Genomic DNA, 20,162 nt, shown 5'->3' on the forward strand with positions numbered 1-20,162 from the left:
GCCACCGCATGCCAACAAGTTTGACCAACGCGATGACGATCGATGTCGAGGACTATTTTCAGGTCTCGGCGTTTGCCCCTTACATCGCACGCACCGAGTGGGATAGCCGCGCATGCCGCGTTGAGCGCAACATCCAGACCATCCTGGAGTTGCTGGCGCGCCACCACACCCAGGCCACCTTTTTCACGCTGGGCTGGATCGCCGAACGTTACCCCCAGCTGGTGCGACAGATTGTTGACAACGGGCACGAACTCGCCAGCCACGGCTACGGCCACCAACGCGCCAGTGACCAGTCGCCTGAAGCCTTCTTCCACGACATTGACCGCGCCAAGAAACTGCTCGAAGACCTCTCGGGCCAGCGCATCCTGGGTTACCGGGCACCCAGCTTCTCCATCGGCAAAGGCAATCTGTGGGCCTATGACAACCTGCTGGAGGCCGGCTATCACTACAGCTCCAGTATCTATCCGATAGCGCACGACCATTACGGCATGCCGGATTCACCTCGATTTGCTTATGAAGTGCGGCCCGGACTGACCGAGATTCCGATCACCACAGTGCGCCTGTTCGATCGCAACTTCCCCTCCAGCGGCGGTGGCTACTTCAGGCTGCTGCCCTACCCGGTGACGCGCTGGCTGATCCAACGTGTCAACACCCGTGACCAACAGCCCGGCATGTTTTATTTCCACCCCTGGGAGATCGACCCTGATCAGCCCCGCGTCGCGGGCATTGACCGCAAGTCACAATTCCGCCATTACGTCAACATCGGGCACACCCAGGCCCGCTTGGATCGCCTGCTGGGTGACTTCCAATGGGGCCGGGTAGACCAGGTGTTTTTAAACCAGATTGCGCCTTTGCCGCTGGCGGCCTGACATCGGCATGGCACAGGTTAAACGTCTTCTACCCCACGACACCACCACCGCCCAGCGCTGGGATGCGTTTGTGTTGGCCTGCCCCCAGGCCACGTTTTTTCACCGGGCAGGCTGGCAAACCATCGTCACCGATGTGTTCAAACACGACAGTTATTTCTTGTATGTCGAGGACACAAACGGACAGATCGAAGGCGTGTTGCCACTGGGCCATATCCACAGCTGGCTGTTTGGCAACTCGCTGACCAGCCTGCCGTTTGCGGTCTATGGTGGCGTGGCAGCCAGCAACGAACAAGCAGCGACGACACTGGAACAGGAAGCCCAGAAAATCGCCGAAAGCCTGGGCGTGGACCACCTGGAACTTCGCCACGTGGACAACCGCCACCCCGACTGGCCGACACAAGAGCTGTATGTGACCTTCCGCAAAGAAATTCTGCAGACGGAAGAGGCCAACATGCTGGCCATACCACGAAAACAACGCGCCATGGTGCGCAAAGGCATCAAGAACGAGCTGCGCAGCGAGATCGACCCCAACGGCAATCGCTTTTTTGCGCTGTTTGCCGACAACGTGCATCGCCATGGCACCCCGGCCTTGCCCAAGAAATACTTCCAGGCGCTCATGCAGGTGTTTGGCCCGGACTGCGAGGTGCTCACCGTGGTTGCACCCAATGGCAAACCGCTGAGCAGTGTGCTGAGTTTTTACTTCCGCGACGAGGTTCTACCCTATTACGCCGGGGATGACGAAGCCGCACGCGACCTGGCCGCCAACGACTTCAAATACTGGGAGCTGATGCGCCGCGCCTGCGCGCGCGGGCTCAAGGTGTTTGACTACGGTCGCAGCAAAAAAGACACCGGCCCCTACGCCTTCAAAAAAAACTGGGGCTTTGAGCCAACCCAGCTGCACTACGCCTACCGCCTGTACAAGCGCGACGACATCCCGCAAAATAACCCGTCCAACGCCAAGTTCAAGCTGCTGATTAACACCTGGCGGCGTATGCCGATTGGCCTGGCCAACTGGCTGGGGCCGTTCATTGTGCGCAACCTGGCCTGAGGCAGAGCATGGGCAAGCTGCTTTACCTGGTGCATCGCCTGCCCTACCCGCCCAACAAGGGCGACAAGGTGCGCTCCTACCATCTGCTCAAACACTTGACGCAAGACCATCGGGTGTTTCTGGGCACCTTCATCGACGACCCGGCGGACGAGGCCTACCTCGACACGGTGCGCACCCTCTGCCCGGATCTGTTTGTGGCGCCCATTCACCCGCGCAGCGCCAAGTTGCGCAGTCTGGCTGGCTTGCTCACCGGGCGGTCATTGAGCCAACACTACTACCAAAACGCCGGGCTGCAACGCTGGGTGCAGCAAACACTGGCGGAGCACGACATCGACGCCGTGGTGATTTTCTCGTCAGTCATGGCGCAGTACATCCAGGTGTCGTCCAAAGTGCCGATGCTGGTGGACTTTGTGGACGTGGACTCGGCCAAATGGACCCAATACGCGCCCGACCACCGCTGGCCGCTGTCCTGGCTGTACCGACGCGAAGGTGAACGACTGCTGGCCTTCGAGCGCAGTGTGGCCCAGCACGCCCAGCGCTCATTCTTTGTGACCGACAACGAAGCAGCCATGTTCAGGCAACTCGCGCCGGAAAGCGCTGGCACCGTCGATGCCATCAGCAACGGGGTCGACGCCGAGTTTTTTGCCCCCGACCCGATCCGCCCTTCGCCTTTTGCTGGCACAGCTGGTCTGCCCGAGCCCATCCCTCTGGTGTTTACCGGCGCCATGGATTACTGGCCCAACATCGATGCGGTGACTTGGTTTGTGGCCGAGATGCTGCCCGGCCTGCGCCAGCAATGGCCACAGCTGTGTTTTTACATCGTTGGCCGCAGCCCGCCACCGGTCGTGCAGGCGCTGGCAGGCGCGGGCGTGGTGGTGACCGGCACGGTACCCGATGTGCGACCCTATCTGCAGCACGCAGCGGTGGTGGTCGCCCCCCTTCGGGTGGCGCGGGGCATTCAGAACAAGATTCTGGAGGCTATGGCCATGGCCCGGCCGGTGGTGGCATCTGACTCGTGTGCGCAGGCCATCCAGGCTGAGTCTGAATCCGAGTTGTTGTCCGCCTCCACCCCGGCCCATTTCGTCACCCAGATCAGTGCCTTGCTGACATCACCTGAGCGCAGTGCCCATGTGGGTGCGGCCGGGCGACAAAGGGTGCTCAGTGATTACAGTTGGTCCGCCCACCTGTCCAAAATCGACACCCATTTGAACTTGAAGGCCCATCCATGACCCCTGCTGTGCAACTCAAACCCCAACACCACTGGCCCCGTGCTGGTCTGTTGTTTGGCTTGCTGGCGGTCGTTTTGGTGGTGCTGTACTTCGACACCGCCAGTGCCATGGTCGGCATCTGGTGGCGCTCCGAGACCTTCACCCACGGCTTTCTGGTGCTGCCGCTGGCGCTGTGGATGGTGTGGCGTCGCCGCACACATCTGGCCCATCTGCAGCCCCAGCCCAGCGCCTGGGGCCTGATAGCACTGGTGTTGGTCGGTTTTGGCTGGCTGCTAGGTGACCTTGTCGCGGTGAATGCGCTGACACAACTGGCGTTTGTGGCCATGTTGGCGCTGCTGGTGCCAACTTTGCTGGGGCTGACGGTAGCACGTTCGCTGCTGTTCCCGCTGCTTTTCCTGTTTTTTGCGGTGCCGTTTGGCGAATTCGCCATGCCCCAGCTGATGGAATGGACCGCCGACTTCACCGTGATGGCCTTGCGCCTAAGCGGCATCCCGGTCTACCGCGAGGGTTTGCAATTTGTCATCCCCTCAGGCAATTGGTCGGTGGTGGAAGCCTGCAGCGGCGTACGTTACCTGATTGCCTCGCTCACCGTGGGCACCCTGTTTGCCTACCTGAACTACCAGTCCACAAAGCGCAGGGTGTTGTTCATCATCGTCTCGATCCTGGTCCCGGTGCTTGCCAACTGGTTGCGTGCCTACATGATCGTGATGCTGGGCCACCTGTCAGGCAACAAATTGGCCGCCGGGGTCGACCACATCATCTACGGCTGGGTGTTTTTTGGTTTTGTCATTTTGCTGATGTTTTGGATCGGTGCACGCTGGTCCGAGCCGGAGCCCAGTGTCAGCGCGGCCGACATCGACTCGGTCACCCTCAACAAACCTTTGCCAGGTGACAACGCTGGAACACGTCCCTGGTTTGAGCTGTTTGCACTGCTGGCTGCCGTGATTCTGGCCTGGCCACTGGCCGCCCGCTGGGCGCTAGACCACAACAACGTGACAGCCCCCGTACAGCTCTCGGCACCGGCCGAGTTGACGGCCAACTGGGTGGCGGATACCCAAACGCCCCCCATTTTTGAGCCCGCGTTTCAGAACCCGTCGGCCTATGTCAACTCCAGCTATGTCCAAGAGGAACAGCGTGTTGGTCTGTATCTCGGTTATTACCGCCAGCAAAACTACCAGCGCAAACTGGTCAGCTCCGAGAACGTGCTGGTCACCTCAAAAGACACCCAGTGGGCACAAGTGGCCGGCAACTCTCGAAGCATTCGCTTTGATAGCAACCAAGTCAATATCCGCGAGGAGGAACTGCGGAAACTCTCTGCATCTGCCAGCCCGACGGACGAGCGACTGGTGGTCTGGCAAGTCTATTGGGTCAACGGCCAGCTCACCGCCAGCCAAATGCAGGCTAAGCTGTACGGCGCGCTGCAACGCCTGCTGGGGCGTGGCGACGACTCGGCTGTTGTGATCCTCTACGCCGACAAAGGCCAAGGTGCCGAAGGTGCACAACGCCTGCAGGCTTTTGTGCAAGCCAATGGCACACGCATCATCGCGCTGCTGGAGGCCACCCAGCGCAACCACCCCACTCCCTGAGCAAACCCTATGTGTGGCATCGCCGGACTTTTTGACACGCGCGGCAAGCGCGAGTTTGCGCCCAAGCTGATGGAGCGCATCAACAATGTGCAGGCCCACCGCGGCCCGGACGAACTCGGCCTGCACCTGGAACCCGGTCTGGCCTTTGGTCACCGACGCCTGTCGGTGATCGACCTGTCCACCGGCCAGCAGCCGCTGTTCAACGAAGACCACAGCGTGGCCATCGTCTTCAACGGCGAGATCTACAACTACCAGGCGCTGACCACCGAACTCAAGGCGCTGGGCCATGTGTTTCGCACTCGCAGTGATACCGAGGTCATCATCCACGCCTGGGAAGCCTGGGGAGAGGACTGTGTACAACGCCTGCGCGGCATGTTTGCTTTTGCCGTGTGGGACCGCAACCAACAGACGCTGTTCCTGGCGCGTGACCGCCTGGGCGTCAAGCCCATGTTCTACGCGCTGCTGGGTGACGGCAGCTTCATTTTTGGCTCCGAACTGAAGGTCATCACCGCTCACCCAGCCTTTGTCCGAAGCATCGACCCGCTGGCGGTGGAGGAGTACTTTGCGCTGGGCTACGTGGCTGACCCACGCTGCATCTACACCGGTGCCCACAAACTGGCACCGGCGCATACGCTCACACTGCGCCACGGCCAGGGCCTGCCTGAGCCCAAGTCCTATTGGGACGTGAGCTTCTCACTGGACAACCGCATCAGCGGTGAGGACGCGACGCACGAGTTGCGCGCACGGCTCGACGAATCGGTGCAGTTGCGCCTGATGGCCGAGGTGCCGCTGGGAGCCTTCCTGTCCGGTGGTGTCGACTCCAGCGCCGTGGTGGCCACGATGGCCAGCGTCTCAAGCACCCAGGTGCGCACCTGCGCCATCGGTTTTGACGACCCGAAGTTCAACGAATCGGACTTTGCCCAGCAGGTGGCCGAGCGTTACCACACCGACCACCACCTGGAAATTGTCAAAAGCGACGACTTCGACCTGATCGACACCCTGGCCAGGCTGTACGACGAACCTTTTGCCGACAGTTCCGCCATCCCGACCTACCGCGTTTGCCAGCTGGCGCGCAAACATGTCACAGTGGCCCTGTCGGGCGATGGGGGCGACGAGAGTTTTGGTGGCTACCGGCGTTACCGCCTGCACGCCGCCGAGGAACGAGCCCGCAACCTGGTGCCTCTGGGCCTGCGCCAGCCGCTTTTTGGCGCACTGGGCCACATGTTCCCCAAGTTGGACTGGGCGCCGCGCATGTTCCGCGCCAAAACCACCTTGCAAGCGCTGGCGCTGGACTCGACCCAGGCCTATTTGCACAGCGTCTCGGTGCTACGTTCAGATGAGCGCGAGACCCTTTATTCATCAGGATTCAAGCGCACTTTGGCCGGATACCGTGCGCAGGAAGTGTTCAAGCACCACGCGGCCAAGGCCAACACCACCGACCCGCTGGCGCTGGTGCAATACCTGGACTACAAAACCTGGCTGGTCGGTGACATCAACACCAAGGTGGACCGCGCCAGCATGGCGCACTCGCTCGAAGTGCGTGAACCTCTGATGGACCATGAGCTCATCGAATGGCTGGCCACCCTGCCCAGCGAGCTCAAGATCAAGGGACAGGAAGGCAAATGGTTGCTGAAAAAGGCCTTTGAACCGAGCCTGCCCAATGATGTGTTGTACCGACCAAAGATGGGTTTTTCGGTGCCCTTGGCCAAGTGGTTACGCGGCCCGCTACGCGAGCGTTTGCAACAAGCCGTGCTGGGGCCACAACTGGAAGCCACCGGCTACTTCAATCAGGAGACACTGCAGACCATGGTGCGCCAGCACCTGAGCGGCCAGCGCGACCACTCGGCACCGCTGTGGACCTTGCTGATGTTTGACGCATTTTTGCGGCAGGCAGCAGAGCTGCCTGATGCTTTGTAGCCAGGCAGGTCTTGAACCATTATAAAACATGGGTACGTTGCTATTGAATTAAAAGTATTCGATCTTAGTATGAACACCCGCCAGCACCCATGGACCGTGGTCATTTTTGCCTGCCGGGAGTCTCTGTCCCAGTTACGCCAAACGCTCGACTCCGCAAAGGTATCTGCCGCCTCATGCGCGGTGGTCCATGTCCTGGTCAACGGCAACCAGGCACTGGCCAGCGCCTTGGCGCAAGATCTGACTCAGCGTCAACTCAGCGCCGCCAAAAATGAGGGCGGCCCCGACATCCAGGTCTGGTCGATTCCGCTGGCTGACAAAGCCAACGCCTGGAACCAATACATCCACCGAATATGGAACGGTGAAGAGATTGCCTTTTTTGTCGACGGGTATGTCAGGCTCAATCCCGATGCAGTGGACCTGCTGGGTCATGCGGTGGCCGCCAATGCCCAAGCTTTGGCAGGCACCGGCGTGCCGACCATGGGTCGCTCGGCCAAGGCTTTGAGGGAAAACATGATTGTCAACACCGGCTACCACGGCAATTTTTGCTGTATCAAGGGCAGCACAATCCAACGACTGCGAGACAAAGAGATACGCATCCCGCTGGGGCTTTACCGTACTGACAGTCTGATGGGGGCGATTCTTTGTTATGCCCTGGAGCCGGGCAACCACGCCTGGGAAGACTACCGCATCCATGTCCACCCAACTGCTTCATGGGGAATAGATGCAGCAAAATGGTGGCGCTGGCGAGATGTGCGGGCTGCTGTCAATCGCCACTTTCGCCAAGTGCGCGGCAAACTCGAGAACGCCGCACTTGCCGACCATCTGGCCAAGCGCCAGTGCTCGCCAGCAAAGCTGCCCTCCACTGCGCGAGAGCTGGTGCTTGAGTGGGCTATGAGACACCCAAATGACTTCAAACGCATAGCACGCAAAAATATACTGGCCAGGCAAGCACTGGCATCATTTCAGTCTACCGGTTTGATGCCAAGTCACACCACTGAGCCAACCCTTGTTTGGCAACATGACGCCAAAACCACAAGCTAGCCCCAAGCGGGCCCTGATATCAGGGGCTTTTTGGACGGTTAGCACTCGCTGGATGGTCAAGGGGCTGGGCTTCATCAGCACCCTGATCGTCGCGCGTCTGTTGCTGCCCGCAGACTACGGCATTGTGGCCATGGCCACCTTGACAGCCGGCCTGATCCAGGCCATGCTGGACTTTGGAGCCTCTACCGCGTTGCTGCGCAAAGGCGCGGTCAGCCAGGCGGAGATCGATTCGGCCTGGTCCTTGCGACTGCTGGAAGGTTGTGCCGTCGGCCTGCTTCTGCTTGGCGTGGCCCATCCTAGCGCCTTGTATTTCAAAGAACCCCGCGTTGAAGCGGTGATGTGGGTGCTGGCAGCCTGCATGGTCATCAGCAGTGCATCCAACATCGGCTTCACGCTGGCGCAAAAGGAGTTCAATTTTTCGCTGCAGTTCCGCCACAACCTGATCTGCAAATCCATGGGTGTCGTCGCTACCGTCGCTGCGGCGTTCCTGTTGCGTGACTACCGGGCCCTGGTCATTGGTGTGGTGACCGGTTATGCCAGTGGCTGCATCATGAGCTACGTCATGCACCCCTACCGCCCCCGCTGGAACACGACCCAAATCGGCGAGATCTGGGCGGTGACCAAATGGCTCATGCTGGCCGGGTTGGGCGGGTTCTTTTTGCGTAAAAGCGACGAACTGATTGCCGCACGCATCGGCACCACAGGTGAGTATGGGCTCTACAACGTGGGGGCAGACCTGGGCCAATTGCCCACCGGAGAACTGGGGCCAGCCATGCTGCGGGCTTTTTTGCCGGTGTTGTCCTCCATTCAGGACGACGTGACCCGCACCAACCAGGCGGTGCTCAAGACCCTGTCTGCCGTCAACACCATCACCCTGCCGGTGGGCTTGGGCTTTGCGGCGGTGGCGACTCCGGCAACCGCGCTGCTGCTGGGTGCCCAGTGGGTGGAAGCTGCCCAGTATGTTGCCCTGTTTGCACTGGCTGGTGTCGTGCAATTTGCCGCGTCACCCCTCTCAACCCTGCTGACTCTGCGGGGACACACACGTTTACAAAACCACATTGTGTGGGCTGAATTTGCTGTGTTTGTGCTGTGCAGCCTGGTGTTGGTGCCGCAGCTCCATCTGCCTGGCTTGGTTTGGGCACGCATTGCAGCCAGTGGTGTCAATGCCCTGGTCGCGGCACTGTGCGCCAGCTTGTATTGCCAGCTTGCATTCAGTGCCATGGTCAAGGTACTGCTGCGCCCCACCCTAGGTGCTGTCGGCATGTATCTTCTGGTCAGCCTGGTGATGCCATGGGTGCCTGGCAATGCCTGGAGTCTGGCGATCAGTATCACGCTGGGCGCTTTGGCCTACACAAGCTGGACCCTTCTCACCTGGTTTGCCGCAGGCAGGCCAGAGGGGCTGGAGTCAACCATCTATGACTTTTTGGCATCTGGCAAACGCGCCTGATGCCACTGGAGACACAGCGTGCAAGTGGTTCCCGTCTTTGTTGTCAGTTTAAAAAATGCCTCGGCTCGGCGAACGGCCCTCAAGTCGCATCTGGATGCTTTGGGCATCCAGTTTGAATGGTTCGACGCCATCAGGGGTGATGAGCTTAGCCCACAGTACCGCCAGGATGTCAACCCAAGCGGGAACATGTCACCCGGGCAACTGGGCTGCTACCTGTCACATATCCACATCTATGAACGCATCATTGAACAGTCGCTGCCAGTGGCACTGGTTCTGGAAGACGACGCGGTTCTGCATCCCAGCGTTAAAAACCTTGTGGCAACGGGTTGCCAACATCTGGAGTTTGACTATTGTTTTTTGGGCAGTGACGACCGGGGTGATGCCGGTTTTGTTTTCTACAACACGGCGGCGCCCGTCCCCCTGAGTAAGGCACATCTGAGTTATCCACTGTCGTCTGGCCCCTTTTGCACCCATGCCTATTGCATCACGCTCGAAGGTGCCAAAAAAAGGTTGGCGTGCGCGTATCCCGCGCGCAGTGCCATCGACCACTACCATCATTTGCCATATACCCCCCGCTTGATGGCCGTGGTGCCTATGCTGGCATTTGTCCATGAATTGAGTGCCGTGCAATCCATGTCATCACTCAATTGGTCGGGGCTGCAGACCATGGCACGCAAACACTGGTGGTACTACCCGCTGCGTGATGTGCTGAAGTTGAAGGTGTTGAAAAAGTGGCTGGCACGCCGACACACCAGGTTTCCCCATCCGGGTCAATGGAGACCCTTTGAGTCGGCCTTCAAGGTTGTCCCAAATCGTTGGCTAAAGGAGCACACAGATGCACCTTGAGAACCCGCTGGTCAGCGTCATCCTACCCGCCTACAACGCACAGGTCCACATCGCACAGGCTGTGGACAGTGTGCTGACCCAGGACTATACCAACCTGGAACTTCTGGTAATTGACGATGGCTCCACCGATGGCACAGCTGACCATCCCTGCCTGCAAGACCCACGCATTCGTGTGCTGCGCCAGCACAACGCCGGACCAGCCAGCGCCAGGAACCTCGGCCTGACCCAGGCCAAGGGGGAATTGATTGCCTTTATCGATGCCGACGATCTCTGGCTGACCGGGAAGTTGAGCTTGCAGGTGGCCTACCTGCGGGACCACCCCGAAATCAGCATTGTGTTTGGCGGTTTCCAGCGCTGGTTGGCCTCACCTGACAAGCGCTTCGAGGTGCCGCTTTGCCCACGGATCGAATCAACATCCCAGGCCCTGGCCCAACCCTCGGGCTGGCTCTACACCGACCTACTGCTCGACAGCGTGGTCCACATCATCACCGCCATGGTGCGCAGGTCGGTTTTTGACACGGTCGGCGTTTTTGACACCCGGCTTCCCACAGGCGAAGACTACGATTTCTGGCTGCGTGCCTCACGCCAGTTCAAGCTCGACCAACTGGCCCAGACCGTGGCCTGTTATCGCATTCACGCCGGCAGCCTGACCAAGGTGCCACGCCCCGAGAACAACGAATACTTGGTGCTCCAGCATGCATTGGCAAGCTGGGGCGGCAGCGGGCCCGATGGACGCAGCGTCGACGCCAGATCGCTGCAGAACCGTCTTTTTGGCATCTGTTTTGGTCATGCCTACTTCCATTTCTGGCATGGCGACCGCCGGCGCGCCCGACACGCTTTTGGCCAGGCATTGCAACATGCGTTTTGGCACCCGAAGGTCTGGGCCTACTGGTTGATATCTGCGATCACATCTTCTGCAACCAGCGTGTAACATGCACCCAGCGCTATTAAATTTGATAACCCCAAGCTTATGAGAATCCTCTACCACCACCGCACCGCCTCCAAAGACGGGCAGGCCGTCCACATCGAAGAAATGATTGACGCCCTGCGCAGCCTTGGGCATGAGGTACGGGTGGTTGCACCCAGCATTGGCGGACAGGCCGCACAGCAAGGAGCCATGGGAGGAGAAGTAGGCTGGGTGCACCGCCTCAAAGCGGCCCTGCCCAACGCTGTTTACGAACTGCTGGAACTCGCCTACTCCCTGGTGGCCTACCGCAAATTGGTCCAGGCCGCGCAAGAGTTCAACCCCGATGTCATTTACGAGCGTTACAACCTGTTTTTGCTGGCGGGCACCCTGCTCAAACGCAAGCTGGGCATCCCGCTGCTGCTGGAGGTCAACGCCCCGCTGGTGGATGAACGCCTCAAACACAGTGGCGGCCTGTCACTGCTGGCCCTGGCGCGCTGGGCTGAAGGCACCGCCTGGCGTAGCGCCGACCATGTGCTTCCAGTGACCCAGGTGCTGGCCCGGCATGTTCAAGCCTACGGCGTGCCAAGCCAACGCGTCACCGTCATCCCCAACGGCATCAACCGGGCGCATTTTGTCACTGCCCCCACCCCTGAGGCAGCCAAACAGCAGCTCGGTCTACACGGCCAGATCGTGCTTGGTTTTACCGGCTTTGTCCGTGACTGGCATGGCGTGGACCGAGTGGTGCGCTGGCTGGCCACACCACAAGCCCCGATCAACGGCCACCTGCTGGTGGTGGGTGACGGGCCAGTGCGGGCTGAGCTTGAAGCGCTGGCGGTGCAGCTGGGCGTGGGCCCGCGTGTCACCTTCACCGGGGTGATCGACCGACACCGCGTGCCCGAACACGTCGCCGCCTTCGATATCGCCTTGCAGCCCGCCGTCACCGCCTACGCCTCGCCCCTCAAATTGATGGAATACCTGGTGCTGGCCAAGGCAGTAGTGGCACCAAGCGAGCCCAATCTGCTCGAGGTTCTGACTGATGGTCAGAACGCCTTGCTGTTTGACGATAAGACCGCAGGAAGCTTTGAAGCCACGTTAACCCGCCTGTGTGAAGACACCGAGCTGCGCGCGCGCCTGGCACAAGGCGCATATGACACGATTGATCGGCTGGACCTGACCTGGCTGGGCAATGCCCGACGCGTGTTGTCACTGGTGCACGCATCATGACCACATCGCCCATGCGTATCCTGCTGTTTTCCACCCTGTTCCCCAGCGCCGTGAGGCCAATTCACGGCATTTTTGTCGAAACACGCTTGCGTGAACTCATCAAAACCGGCCAAGTTAAAGCAAAAGTCATAGCGCCTGTCCCTTGGTTTCCATGGTCTGGAGAGCAATTTGGTGAATACGGGCTATTTGCAGCCACCCCCCGCTTTGAGCAACGCAATGGGCTGGAGGTGTATCACCCGCGCTACCTGCTTCCGCCCAAAGTGGGCATGAACGTGGCCCCGCACACGCTGGCCATAGCAGCGCTTCCCGTGGTCAAAAAGCTGATCAAGGAAGGCTTTGACTTTGACCTGATCGACGCCCACTACTATTACCCTGACGGCGTGGCGGCCAGCATCATTGCCAAAAAACTCGGCAAACCCTTTGTCGTGACTGCGCGCGGCACCGATCTCAACCTGATTCCCAAACACGCCTATCCGCGCAAGCTTATCCTGCAGGCCGCTGCCGATGCAAGCGCCTCTATCGGTGTTTGCCAGGCGTTGATGGACAGCCTACGCGACCTGGGTGCCGACCCAAACAAGCTCAACACCCTGCGCAACGGTGTCGACTTGGAACGCTTTGTGCCCGAGCCCCGTGAGGCTGCACGCCACAAACTCGGTCTGCCTGTAAACACAAAACTGCTGCTCAGCGTGGGCCACCTGATTGAACGCAAAGGCCATTTTGTCGCCATTGACGCGCTCCCCCTGCTACCACACGACGTGCAGCTACTCATCGCCGGTGGCGGGCCAGACCGCGCCGCCCTGCAACGCCAGGCCGACACACTGGGTGTGAGCAAACGCGTGCAGTTTGTTGGTGTGGTACCGCAGACCGATTTGAAGTGGTGGTACAGCGCCGCCGATGCCCTGACCCTGTGTTCCAGTCGCGAAGGTTGGGCCAATGTGCTGCTTGAAGCCATGGCTTGCGGCACACCGGTCATTGCCACTAACATCTGGGGCACGCCGGAGGTCGTTAGCACGCTTGCGGCCGGGGTGCTGATGCCGGAGCGTTCCGGTCGGGGCTTGGCGCAGGCTTGGCATACCCTTTTTGCCGACTACCCCCAACGCGCTGCAACCCGCGCCCATGCCGATACCTTTTCATGGGATGCCACCACACAGGGTCAACTCGGGCTGTTTAGGCAGATCATCGCGAACCACTGAAACGTCGCAGGGACCATGCCTTCGGCACCCCTGCACACAACCACACCTATGCTCCCCACGCCGCGCCAACCTGTTCATATCGTCCACCTGGTGTACCGCTTCGCGGCCGGCGGGCTGGAAAACGTCATTGTGCAGCTGGTCAACGGTCTATCACCAGACCGGTTCAGTCACACCGTGGTGGCGCTCACCACGGTAGATGCCGACTTTGCCAAGCGCATCAACCGCTCTGGCGTGCAAGTGATAGCCCTACACAAGCCGCCTGGTCAGCCTTTCAAACTGTACCCAGCCGTGTACAAACTGCTGCGCCAGCTCAAGCCTGATGTCTTTCACAGCTGCAACATTGCCGCGCTTGAATTTGCCCCCATGGCCGCCCTGGCCGGTGTGCCGCTACGCATTCACGCCGAGCACGGCTGGGACGTGGCTGACCCCGATGGCAGCAACCGCCACTACCAGCGCCTGCGCAGGTTTTACCAACGCTTTGTGCACCAGTTTGTGACCGTGTCCGAGCAACTGCACAGCTACCTGCTGCAACGCATTGGCCTGCCCGCCAGCCGAGTACACCTTATCCCCAACGGGGTAGACACCCAGCGCTTTCGCCCCTGGCAAGCGGGTGACACGCTGCCGCCCGGCTACCCCTTCAACAAGCAAGACCACTGGGTGGTGGGCACTGTGGGGCGGTTGGAGCCCATCAAAAACCAGCCTCTGCTGGCGCGTGCCTTTGTGCGTCTGGTGGAAAACCAGCCACCCGGGGCGGACCGGTTGCGCCTCGCCATTGTGGGCGTCGGTCCGCTGGCTACAGAGGTGCGCCAAATCATGCAAGATGCTGGTCTGCTTGATCGGCTGTGGCTACCTGGTGTGCGTGCCGATGTGCCCGAGGTGCTGCGAGCGCTCGACTGCTTTGTGTTGCCTTCTCTGTCTGAGGGCACTTCTTGCACCCTCCAAGAAGCCATGGCCAGCGGCTTGCACTTGGTAACTACGGATGTTGGCGGTAACCCTCAGCTACTGGCGCACGGGCAGCGGGGTTTGCTGGTACCAAATGACGACGAACTCGCCCTGAGTCACGCCTTACGCCACGTCTGGCAAGCAAAAGGGGCGCTTCCAGACATTGAGGCCAACCGGATGCACGCCATTCAAAATCTGGGCTTGGCAACCGTTTTGGAACGGTATCAGCAGCTTTTTAGCGGCTGACTATCGCGTGTCAGGTGGTAAATAACTTCTCGCCACGTGCCACGATTGCTTTCAGCTTGTCTTTTATGCGCGCTGCATACGACCGAAACTGGATTCGTGTGTAAGGGATGTCGAAGAGGTTCGAGCAATGCTTGCTGAACCCGCTTGTCCATCCGTATACGCTGTAGGAGTAAATATGGCTTGCCTTCGAGAGCAACGCAAAGTCTATGAGCGAATCCCTGACATGAAGGTCAGTGGTATTGCACTCGCCCAGATGCACTGCGCTGGTAGTAGTCATATGCAGCTTGAAATGCACCGAGAGCATATTTTTTAGCTTCCCGTTATTTGAGAGAACAACCACGTGCTTGCCCCATACAGGCACCACATTCTTCTTGATGTATCCAATCAGTCCACGCACGACCACGTCGGGGTTATGCATGTCTTCATCCGCCACCCTGACATGCACAACAGCAAAGTGAGGACTGCCGATCTTTTCAATTGTGGCGGCAACTTTATTGGTGACTTCATCTGAAAAACACATATACGATTGAATCAATAACCTGTCGGCATCGGTAATCTCTGCCTCAACCACATTCGCATGCGTTGTGATCAGCGCTACCTGACCCGGAGTAAGCGCACGCAGATACGGAAGCAACTCCGCTTTTTTATCGTTGAAAAATTCCTCGGGGGTGATTGACGATGTGTCAGGGAAGCAGACCGATTGGACAAACTTCCCAATGGGGTGCTGACTGAAGTCTATGACCAGAAGCATCCTGTTCTCCCGGCAAAAGATCGCCAAGAAAAACGACCCACGCAAGAAGTCACCGAAGCCCGGTGGCTGTGAAACCGTCAGGCAATGGGAACGATATGTATGCACGATGGTGGTCGGTGTTGATTCCATAGGCTTGTATCTGGTGTTCTCGTTCCCCCCGCTAAAGTCAGTGAGCAAGCCGCGCTAGGTCGGTAAAAGCCACTTCAATCATACGTCGCATTGGCCGGGGATCGAAGCCCTCATAAATGCCTATGACGCATCCATCCCACATCGCTACCGCATTCGCAAACCAAAATTGCCAACGTGTGGGGCAGCGCAGTTGCAGCATTGCGGCGGCAATAGATTCACAAAGTAAACTCAAGGAAAGTTAGCAAGTCAATGGGTACCCAGACCCGCTAGCAAATCACTTACACCACCTACATCGGGAGTGGTCATGCGCACCAACAGGGCCGACGAAATCAAGACATCAGCTGTGCCAAAGATATCCGTCTGCATCCCCACCTACTGCGGTGGCCTGACCATCGGCGCGGCAATAGAGTCTGTTTTGGCGCAAAGCCTGACGGACTTTGAGTTGATCGTAATTGACGATGGCTCAACTGACAACACGCGGGCCATTGTTGAAAGCTACTCTGATCCACGCCTTCAGTATTTTCATAACGCCAAAAACCTGGGCCCCCAAGGCAACTGGAACCGGTGCCTTGAGTTGGCAAATGGCGAATACTTCAAACTCTTGCCTCATGACGACCTGCTGCACCCCCAGTGCCTGGCGCGCCAAGCGGCTGCGCTTGATGCAGACCACCAACAGAACATTGCGTTGGTCTTCAGCGCCAGAGACGTTATTGGCCCAAGTGGCAAACGGCTGACACGCCGCGGATACCCAAACGGTCATGAAGGGCCTATAAATGGCTCTAGTGTCATGCGGACCTGCGTGCGCCGTGGCACTAACCTCTTGGGTGAGCCGGGCGCCGTGTTGTTGCGCAAAACACTGGCGGATAAAGTGGGACCTTTTGATGCCACCAATCCTTACGTCATTGATTTGGACTACTGGTTTCGGCTACTGACACATGGTGACGCCTATTTTTGTGTTGACAGTTTGGCATCGTTCCGGGTTTCGCCGCAATCTTGGAGCGTGACGATTGGAGGTGGTCAGGACCGTGATTTTATTCATTTTGCCAAGCGGATGTATGCAAGTCACAGTGCATCGATTACTGCAACAGATATGTCTATGATGCAAGTTACTTCACGAATGAATAAATGGCTGCGTCTGGCTTTCTACTCTATTTTTCTTAAACAGAAATAATCAAAATCTATTTCCTAGATAAGTAAATAAATACAAGACTATGCAAAGCCACAATGCCACTGAACCCAATCCGGCAGGGGAGTTCGACAGCCGGTATGCCATTGAACAAATACGACGTAGTCAGCAGCCACTACGGCGTTTCATTAAAGGTTTTTACCTTGACAACATGCTGAAACAAATTGACGGCCCTACTATAGATTTCGGATGTGGTGCTGGGCAGCTATTGAAAAAGCTACCAAAAGGTTCCGAAGGACTAGAAGTCAACCCCTTCTTGATCAGTGAATTGAAAAAATCTGGATTGACGGTCCACCGTGCAAATGCAAATCTTCAAGATTTTGAACTTCTTCCATTCCGGGAGAATTTTTTTCGCACATTAATAATTGCTCATGTCTTGGAGCATCTACCCGACCCCGTTGCAGCACTAAAAATATTATTTACAGCATGTATGCGGATCGGTGTGCGGCGTGTAGTTATTGTTTTACCAGGCGCCAAGGGATTTAAATCAGATCACACACACAAAACGTATATAAATCGCGCTTATGTCAGAAAAAATATAATACACCACTGTAATGGCTTCAATCAAACAAGCCTTAGCTACTTCCCTGGGCCCTGGGAGTTTATTGGTGAGTACTTTGTTTTTCATGAAATGATGGTTGTATTCGATCACCTTGGGGCTTAATCAAATCAAATGCACAAGCTGATCAACATTCAAGCACTTAGATACCTGGCTGTTGGAATCGGCAACACCGCCTTCAGCTATTCTATTTATGCATTTTTTTTATTCTTGGGCCTGTCATATCAAGCATCGAATCTTGCAGCTGTTTTAATAGGCATATTATTCAGCTACACAATGCACGGCAATATTGTTTTTAAAAATGCAACGCCCATTACTTTTGTTAAGTTTATTTTTGCTTGGATCTGCATTTATTTAGGTAATATTACAATTATTGCATTCTTGATGCGTTTTCATATGAATGCCTATCTAGCAGGCTCTCTTGCGCTTATCCCTGTCACGTTCGTCTCATTTTTTGTGCTTAAGTTTTTCGTTTTCGCTAGAAAGTAGCATTTCATGACCATCCTTCTTGCCATAGTCGTGCCTTGTTATAACGAGGAAGAAGTTTTACCAGAAACAAACCGACGACTAACAGCGCTTCTTGCGCGTTTGACTGGTCAGGGATTGATATCAGAAGCTAGTAGCGTCCATTACGTTGACGACGGCAGCAAGGACAGGACCTGGGCTCTTATTGAGGAGTTGGCGGCTGCGGACATACGGGTGCACGGCATCAAACTGTCAGGCAACCGAGGACACCAAAACGCACTGTTGTCGGGCCTGCTGTCGGTCGAGGGCGATGCCATTGTCAGCATAGATGCGGATCTTCAGGACGATGTCGCCGTGATTGAGAGCATGGTCCGTGAGTTTAAATGCGGCGCAGAAGTGGTCTACGGCGTGCGTGACTCACGTCAGACCGACACAGGATTTAAGCGCAACACCGCTTTGATGTATTACGGCCTGATGAAAAAGATGGGCGTTGACCTGGTGCATAACCATGCCGATTTTCGGCTTCTAGGGCGCCGTGCAATAGAGGCCCTGCGCCAGTTCGGCGAAGTCAATATGTTTCTACGTGGCATTGTGCCGTTAATTGGGTACAGGGCAGTCACTGTTAAATACAACCGTGCTGAGCGCTTTGCGGGTGTTTCCAAATATCCGTTGCGAAAAATGTTAGCTTTTGCAACTGAAGGGGTAACCTCCTTTAGCATCGTTCCTTTGAGACTAATTACTTTATTAGGTTTTTTGGTTTCCGGTTTTAGCTTCGCGATGATTCTGTTTGTAATATATGGCACTGTGGTTCTAAAAGCGGTTATACCAGGCTGGGCGTCATCAGTTGTACCCATTTACTTTCTAGGTGGAATACAGTTACTCTCGATAGGTATTCTTGGTGAGTATGTGGCCAAAATCTATATGGAAACCAAGCAAAGGCCTCGTTACTTCATCGAGAAGACTATATGAAAGAAGTTTCATATATGAACACTCTGCTCAAGCACCGACCTCTGCAACTGTTTGCAACATTGGCATTGATTGTTGGGCTGGCGGCCGTGTTGATGAGTTTTTTGCAGTGGAACGGGTTTTGGGAAGATGAAATTTTTCAGGTCGCTTTCCTGAATGAGCGGTTGCCTTATTTTTTTGTGGAGATTGCGCGGCTTGACCAGCACCCCCCATTTCATTTCTTGCAGCTCAAGTTTTGGGCGTTATTTTTTAATAGCGACAAAGGCCTGCTGCTCAATTCCATTGCCTGGCACTTGGTGAGCTGTTTGGTCATTTTTTGGGTGGGCCGCCAGTGGCTTGGCACAACGGCAGCGCTGTTGGCCGTGGCTTTGTTTGCACTCACGCCACAGGTGGCATCGGCTGCGGTCAATTTGCGGATGTACGCCATGATCCCTGCGCTTGCGGTGGGCACCTGGTGGCTCAACCAGCGTGCGCTGCTTGACCCAGACAAGCGGAACTGGCCTTGGTTTGCTGTGCTTTTTGTGCAGCTAGCCCTCGGCTACAGTCATGCCATTGCTATCTATTTTGTGGCATGGATCGCCCTTGCTGCAGCGGTACAAGTTTATTCAGAACACGGTGGATCTGCCTCATGGAAGCAGTGGCTAACCGCCCAATTGGGCAGTGCCGTCTTGTTGTTGCCCTTGGTTGCGTCTGTCGTCATTCGGATCGGCATGCCCGCGCAGGGCGAGCCCGGTGGCAATAGCGACGCTGGCTCGGTGGTGACGCATCTGGGCGGAATGGTAGCCGGATGGGGCATGAAGTGGGAATACGGCAAGCCATTTGGATTCGCCCTGTTTGCGCTAGCGGTGTTACTGGGTATGTGGAATAGGCGCACGCGATGGGTGGCCTTGTGCTTGCTGACTGGCCCCTATCTGGCGGCAACGCTAATTGGGCTGTTTTTTGTGCCTATGTTCAAGACGCCTGTTTATTCGGCCATGCTCATGCCATTCGCTTGCCTGGCGCTAGCTGGTGGCCTGCAAATGTTACGGCCTGTGCTTGGTACGTGGGTCGGCATTGGGCTTCTTGCGGTGATGGTATTGACCGTAATGCCTGCCACGAACCATCTGCAGGAGCGGTCCAGTCCGTACAAACCCATAGCGATTGAACTGGAAAAGCGTGCACAAACTGGTGACGTGGTGGTGATACCTAAGCCATATCTGTACTGGGCGGTGCTCCGTTATGCCGTTGCTCCGAACTGGGGGTCACCACTTGAAGTACTGCCTCCGCTTGGCGAAAACTGGCAGCGCTTGATGGCACGGCTAGGCCCCGAGTTAACTTCAGCGTTGAAATTGCAGCCTAGGACCAATCAGGTGATTGACCGCGGCATCACCTATGTGATTGGTGAGGACGCTGTGTCTGCCTCGTCAAAAGCAACCCGTGTTTGGGAAGTGCGGCGCACACGGTACCCAACACCAGCGATTCTTGCAGATGGATTTATTGCTAGAGGCGTTGTGACTGAGTTTGGCTACCCGGAAACAACTCAGTTACTCATGTTCGAGAGGAGAAACTAAAGTGTTTGAAGGTTTGATTTTTATGGGTTTTGTTTTTTCTTTTGTTGCACTTTGTATTTAT

Annotated in this window: 18 protein-coding genes; 17 read left to right on the plus strand and 1 reads right to left on the minus strand. The window is 57.0% G+C overall.

What is annotated here, in order from left to right; genetic code table 11:
* Positions 1 to 8: 8 nt before the first annotated feature.
* The 12 genes from KKO72_RS09370 (at position 9) to KKO72_RS09425 (ending at position 14,495) form a co-directional block, all read left to right on the plus strand.
* On the plus strand, positions 9 to 869 hold the full coding sequence (locus KKO72_RS09370) for an XrtA system polysaccharide deacetylase (RefSeq protein ID WP_214937631.1): 861 nt from the start codon (positions 9 to 11) through the stop codon (positions 867 to 869).
* Positions 870 to 876: 7 nt separating this feature from the next.
* Complete coding sequence (locus KKO72_RS09375) at positions 877 to 1,917, plus strand: FemAB family XrtA/PEP-CTERM system-associated protein (RefSeq protein ID WP_214937633.1); 1,041 nt, start codon at positions 877 to 879, stop codon at positions 1,915 to 1,917.
* 8 nt (positions 1,918 to 1,925) lie between these two features.
* Positions 1,926 to 3,146, plus strand: coding sequence for a TIGR03087 family PEP-CTERM/XrtA system glycosyltransferase (locus tag KKO72_RS09380; RefSeq protein WP_214937635.1), 1,221 nt, complete (start codon positions 1,926 to 1,928; stop codon positions 3,144 to 3,146).
* Entirely contained in the window at positions 3,143 to 4,732 is a 1,590-nt protein-coding gene (xrtA, locus tag KKO72_RS09385) for an exosortase A (protein WP_214937637.1), read from the plus strand. Before KKO72_RS09380 ends, xrtA begins: the two co-directional genes overlap by 4 nt.
* A gap of 9 nt (positions 4,733 to 4,741) precedes the next feature.
* Entirely contained in the window at positions 4,742 to 6,649 is a 1,908-nt protein-coding gene (locus tag KKO72_RS09390; protein WP_214937639.1) for an XrtA/PEP-CTERM system amidotransferase, read from the plus strand.
* A 69-nt stretch (positions 6,650 to 6,718) separates the two neighbouring features.
* A complete protein-coding gene (locus KKO72_RS09395; protein ID WP_214937641.1) occupies positions 6,719 to 7,690 on the plus strand; it encodes a hypothetical protein in 972 nt (323 codons plus the stop codon).
* On the plus strand, positions 7,668 to 9,137 hold the full coding sequence (locus KKO72_RS09400; RefSeq protein ID WP_256445080.1) for an oligosaccharide flippase family protein: 1,470 nt from the start codon (positions 7,668 to 7,670) through the stop codon (positions 9,135 to 9,137). The genes KKO72_RS09395 and KKO72_RS09400 overlap by 23 nt, the downstream gene beginning before the upstream one ends.
* A gap of 18 nt (positions 9,138 to 9,155) precedes the next feature.
* Positions 9,156 to 9,983: a glycosyltransferase family 25 protein gene (locus KKO72_RS09405; RefSeq protein ID WP_214937645.1), complete on the plus strand. Its 828-nt coding sequence runs from the start codon at positions 9,156 to 9,158 to the stop codon at positions 9,981 to 9,983.
* A complete protein-coding gene (locus KKO72_RS09410; RefSeq protein ID WP_214937647.1) occupies positions 9,973 to 10,914 on the plus strand; it encodes a glycosyltransferase in 942 nt (313 codons plus the stop codon). Before KKO72_RS09405 ends, KKO72_RS09410 begins: the two co-directional genes overlap by 11 nt.
* A gap of 39 nt (positions 10,915 to 10,953) precedes the next feature.
* Positions 10,954 to 12,114: a glycosyltransferase family 4 protein gene (locus KKO72_RS09415; RefSeq protein ID WP_214937649.1), complete on the plus strand. Its 1,161-nt coding sequence runs from the start codon at positions 10,954 to 10,956 to the stop codon at positions 12,112 to 12,114.
* Between the two features lie 11 nt (positions 12,115 to 12,125).
* On the plus strand, positions 12,126 to 13,307 hold the full coding sequence (locus tag KKO72_RS09420; RefSeq protein ID WP_214937723.1) for a glycosyltransferase family 4 protein: 1,182 nt from the start codon (positions 12,126 to 12,128) through the stop codon (positions 13,305 to 13,307).
* Between the two features lie 48 nt (positions 13,308 to 13,355).
* Positions 13,356 to 14,495, plus strand: coding sequence for a TIGR03088 family PEP-CTERM/XrtA system glycosyltransferase (locus tag KKO72_RS09425; RefSeq protein ID WP_214937651.1), 1,140 nt, complete (start codon positions 13,356 to 13,358; stop codon positions 14,493 to 14,495).
* A 10-nt stretch (positions 14,496 to 14,505) separates the two neighbouring features.
* Here KKO72_RS09425 and KKO72_RS09430 read toward each other — a convergent pair whose 3' ends face one another.
* The gene (locus KKO72_RS09430; RefSeq protein WP_214937653.1) at positions 14,506 to 15,375 is read right to left on the minus strand and encodes a hypothetical protein; all 870 of its coding nucleotides are present in this window, start codon (positions 15,373 to 15,375) and stop codon (positions 14,506 to 14,508) included.
* A 304-nt stretch (positions 15,376 to 15,679) separates the two neighbouring features.
* Here KKO72_RS09430 and KKO72_RS09435 point away from each other — a divergent pair, with 304 nt between their 5' ends.
* From KKO72_RS09435 to KKO72_RS09455, 5 genes are read left to right on the plus strand one after another with little or no spacing between them, the layout of a single operon-like run.
* The gene (locus tag KKO72_RS09435; RefSeq protein ID WP_214937655.1) at positions 15,680 to 16,546 is read left to right on the plus strand and encodes a glycosyltransferase family 2 protein; all 867 of its coding nucleotides are present in this window, start codon (positions 15,680 to 15,682) and stop codon (positions 16,544 to 16,546) included.
* 40 nt (positions 16,547 to 16,586) lie between these two features.
* Positions 16,587 to 17,225 (plus strand): bifunctional 2-polyprenyl-6-hydroxyphenol methylase/3-demethylubiquinol 3-O-methyltransferase UbiG, encoded by a 639-nt coding sequence (locus KKO72_RS09440; protein WP_214937657.1) that lies wholly within the window; start codon positions 16,587 to 16,589, stop codon positions 17,223 to 17,225.
* A 9-nt stretch (positions 17,226 to 17,234) separates the two neighbouring features.
* On the plus strand, positions 17,235 to 17,609 hold the full coding sequence (locus KKO72_RS09445; protein WP_214937659.1) for a GtrA family protein: 375 nt from the start codon (positions 17,235 to 17,237) through the stop codon (positions 17,607 to 17,609).
* A 6-nt stretch (positions 17,610 to 17,615) separates the two neighbouring features.
* Complete coding sequence (locus tag KKO72_RS09450; RefSeq protein ID WP_214937662.1) at positions 17,616 to 18,554, plus strand: glycosyltransferase family 2 protein; 939 nt, start codon at positions 17,616 to 17,618, stop codon at positions 18,552 to 18,554.
* The gene (locus KKO72_RS09455; RefSeq protein WP_214937664.1) at positions 18,551 to 20,101 is read left to right on the plus strand and encodes a glycosyltransferase family 39 protein; all 1,551 of its coding nucleotides are present in this window, start codon (positions 18,551 to 18,553) and stop codon (positions 20,099 to 20,101) included. The genes KKO72_RS09450 and KKO72_RS09455 overlap by 4 nt, the downstream gene beginning before the upstream one ends.
* Positions 20,102 to 20,162 lie beyond the last annotated feature (61 nt).

Source organism: Rhodoferax sp. U11-2br, from assembly GCF_018619435.1.
GTDB lineage: Bacteria > Pseudomonadota > Gammaproteobacteria > Burkholderiales > Burkholderiaceae_C > Rhodoferax.

Excerpts from the sequence above, each read along its gene's own strand:
- KKO72_RS09370 (WP_214937631.1), top strand. The coding sequence starts at position 9 with ATGCCAACAAGTTTGACCAACGCGATGACGATCGATGTCGAGGACTAT.
- KKO72_RS09375 (WP_214937633.1), top strand. The coding sequence starts at position 877 with ATGGCACAGGTTAAACGTCTTCTACCCCACGACACCACCACCGCCCAG.
- KKO72_RS09380 (WP_214937635.1), top strand. The coding sequence starts at position 1,926 with ATGGGCAAGCTGCTTTACCTGGTGCATCGCCTGCCCTACCCGCCCAAC.
- xrtA (WP_214937637.1), top strand. The coding sequence starts at position 3,143 with ATGACCCCTGCTGTGCAACTCAAACCCCAACACCACTGGCCCCGTGCT.
- KKO72_RS09390 (WP_214937639.1), top strand. The coding sequence starts at position 4,742 with ATGTGTGGCATCGCCGGACTTTTTGACACGCGCGGCAAGCGCGAGTTT.
- KKO72_RS09395 (WP_214937641.1), top strand. The coding sequence starts at position 6,719 with ATGAACACCCGCCAGCACCCATGGACCGTGGTCATTTTTGCCTGCCGG.
- KKO72_RS09400 (WP_256445080.1), top strand. The coding sequence starts at position 7,668 with ATGACGCCAAAACCACAAGCTAGCCCCAAGCGGGCCCTGATATCAGGG.
- KKO72_RS09410 (WP_214937647.1), top strand. The coding sequence starts at position 9,973 with ATGCACCTTGAGAACCCGCTGGTCAGCGTCATCCTACCCGCCTACAAC.
- KKO72_RS09415 (WP_214937649.1), top strand. The coding sequence starts at position 10,954 with ATGAGAATCCTCTACCACCACCGCACCGCCTCCAAAGACGGGCAGGCC.
- KKO72_RS09420 (WP_214937723.1), top strand. The coding sequence starts at position 12,126 with ATGCGTATCCTGCTGTTTTCCACCCTGTTCCCCAGCGCCGTGAGGCCA.
- KKO72_RS09425 (WP_214937651.1), top strand. The coding sequence starts at position 13,356 with ATGCTCCCCACGCCGCGCCAACCTGTTCATATCGTCCACCTGGTGTAC.
- KKO72_RS09430 (WP_214937653.1), bottom strand. The coding sequence starts at position 15,375 with ATGGAATCAACACCGACCACCATCGTGCATACATATCGTTCCCATTGC.
- KKO72_RS09435 (WP_214937655.1), top strand. The coding sequence starts at position 15,680 with ATGCGCACCAACAGGGCCGACGAAATCAAGACATCAGCTGTGCCAAAG.
- KKO72_RS09440 (WP_214937657.1), top strand. The coding sequence starts at position 16,587 with ATGCAAAGCCACAATGCCACTGAACCCAATCCGGCAGGGGAGTTCGAC.
- KKO72_RS09445 (WP_214937659.1), top strand. The coding sequence starts at position 17,235 with ATGCACAAGCTGATCAACATTCAAGCACTTAGATACCTGGCTGTTGGA.
- KKO72_RS09450 (WP_214937662.1), top strand. The coding sequence starts at position 17,616 with ATGACCATCCTTCTTGCCATAGTCGTGCCTTGTTATAACGAGGAAGAA.
- KKO72_RS09455 (WP_214937664.1), top strand. The coding sequence starts at position 18,551 with ATGAAAGAAGTTTCATATATGAACACTCTGCTCAAGCACCGACCTCTG.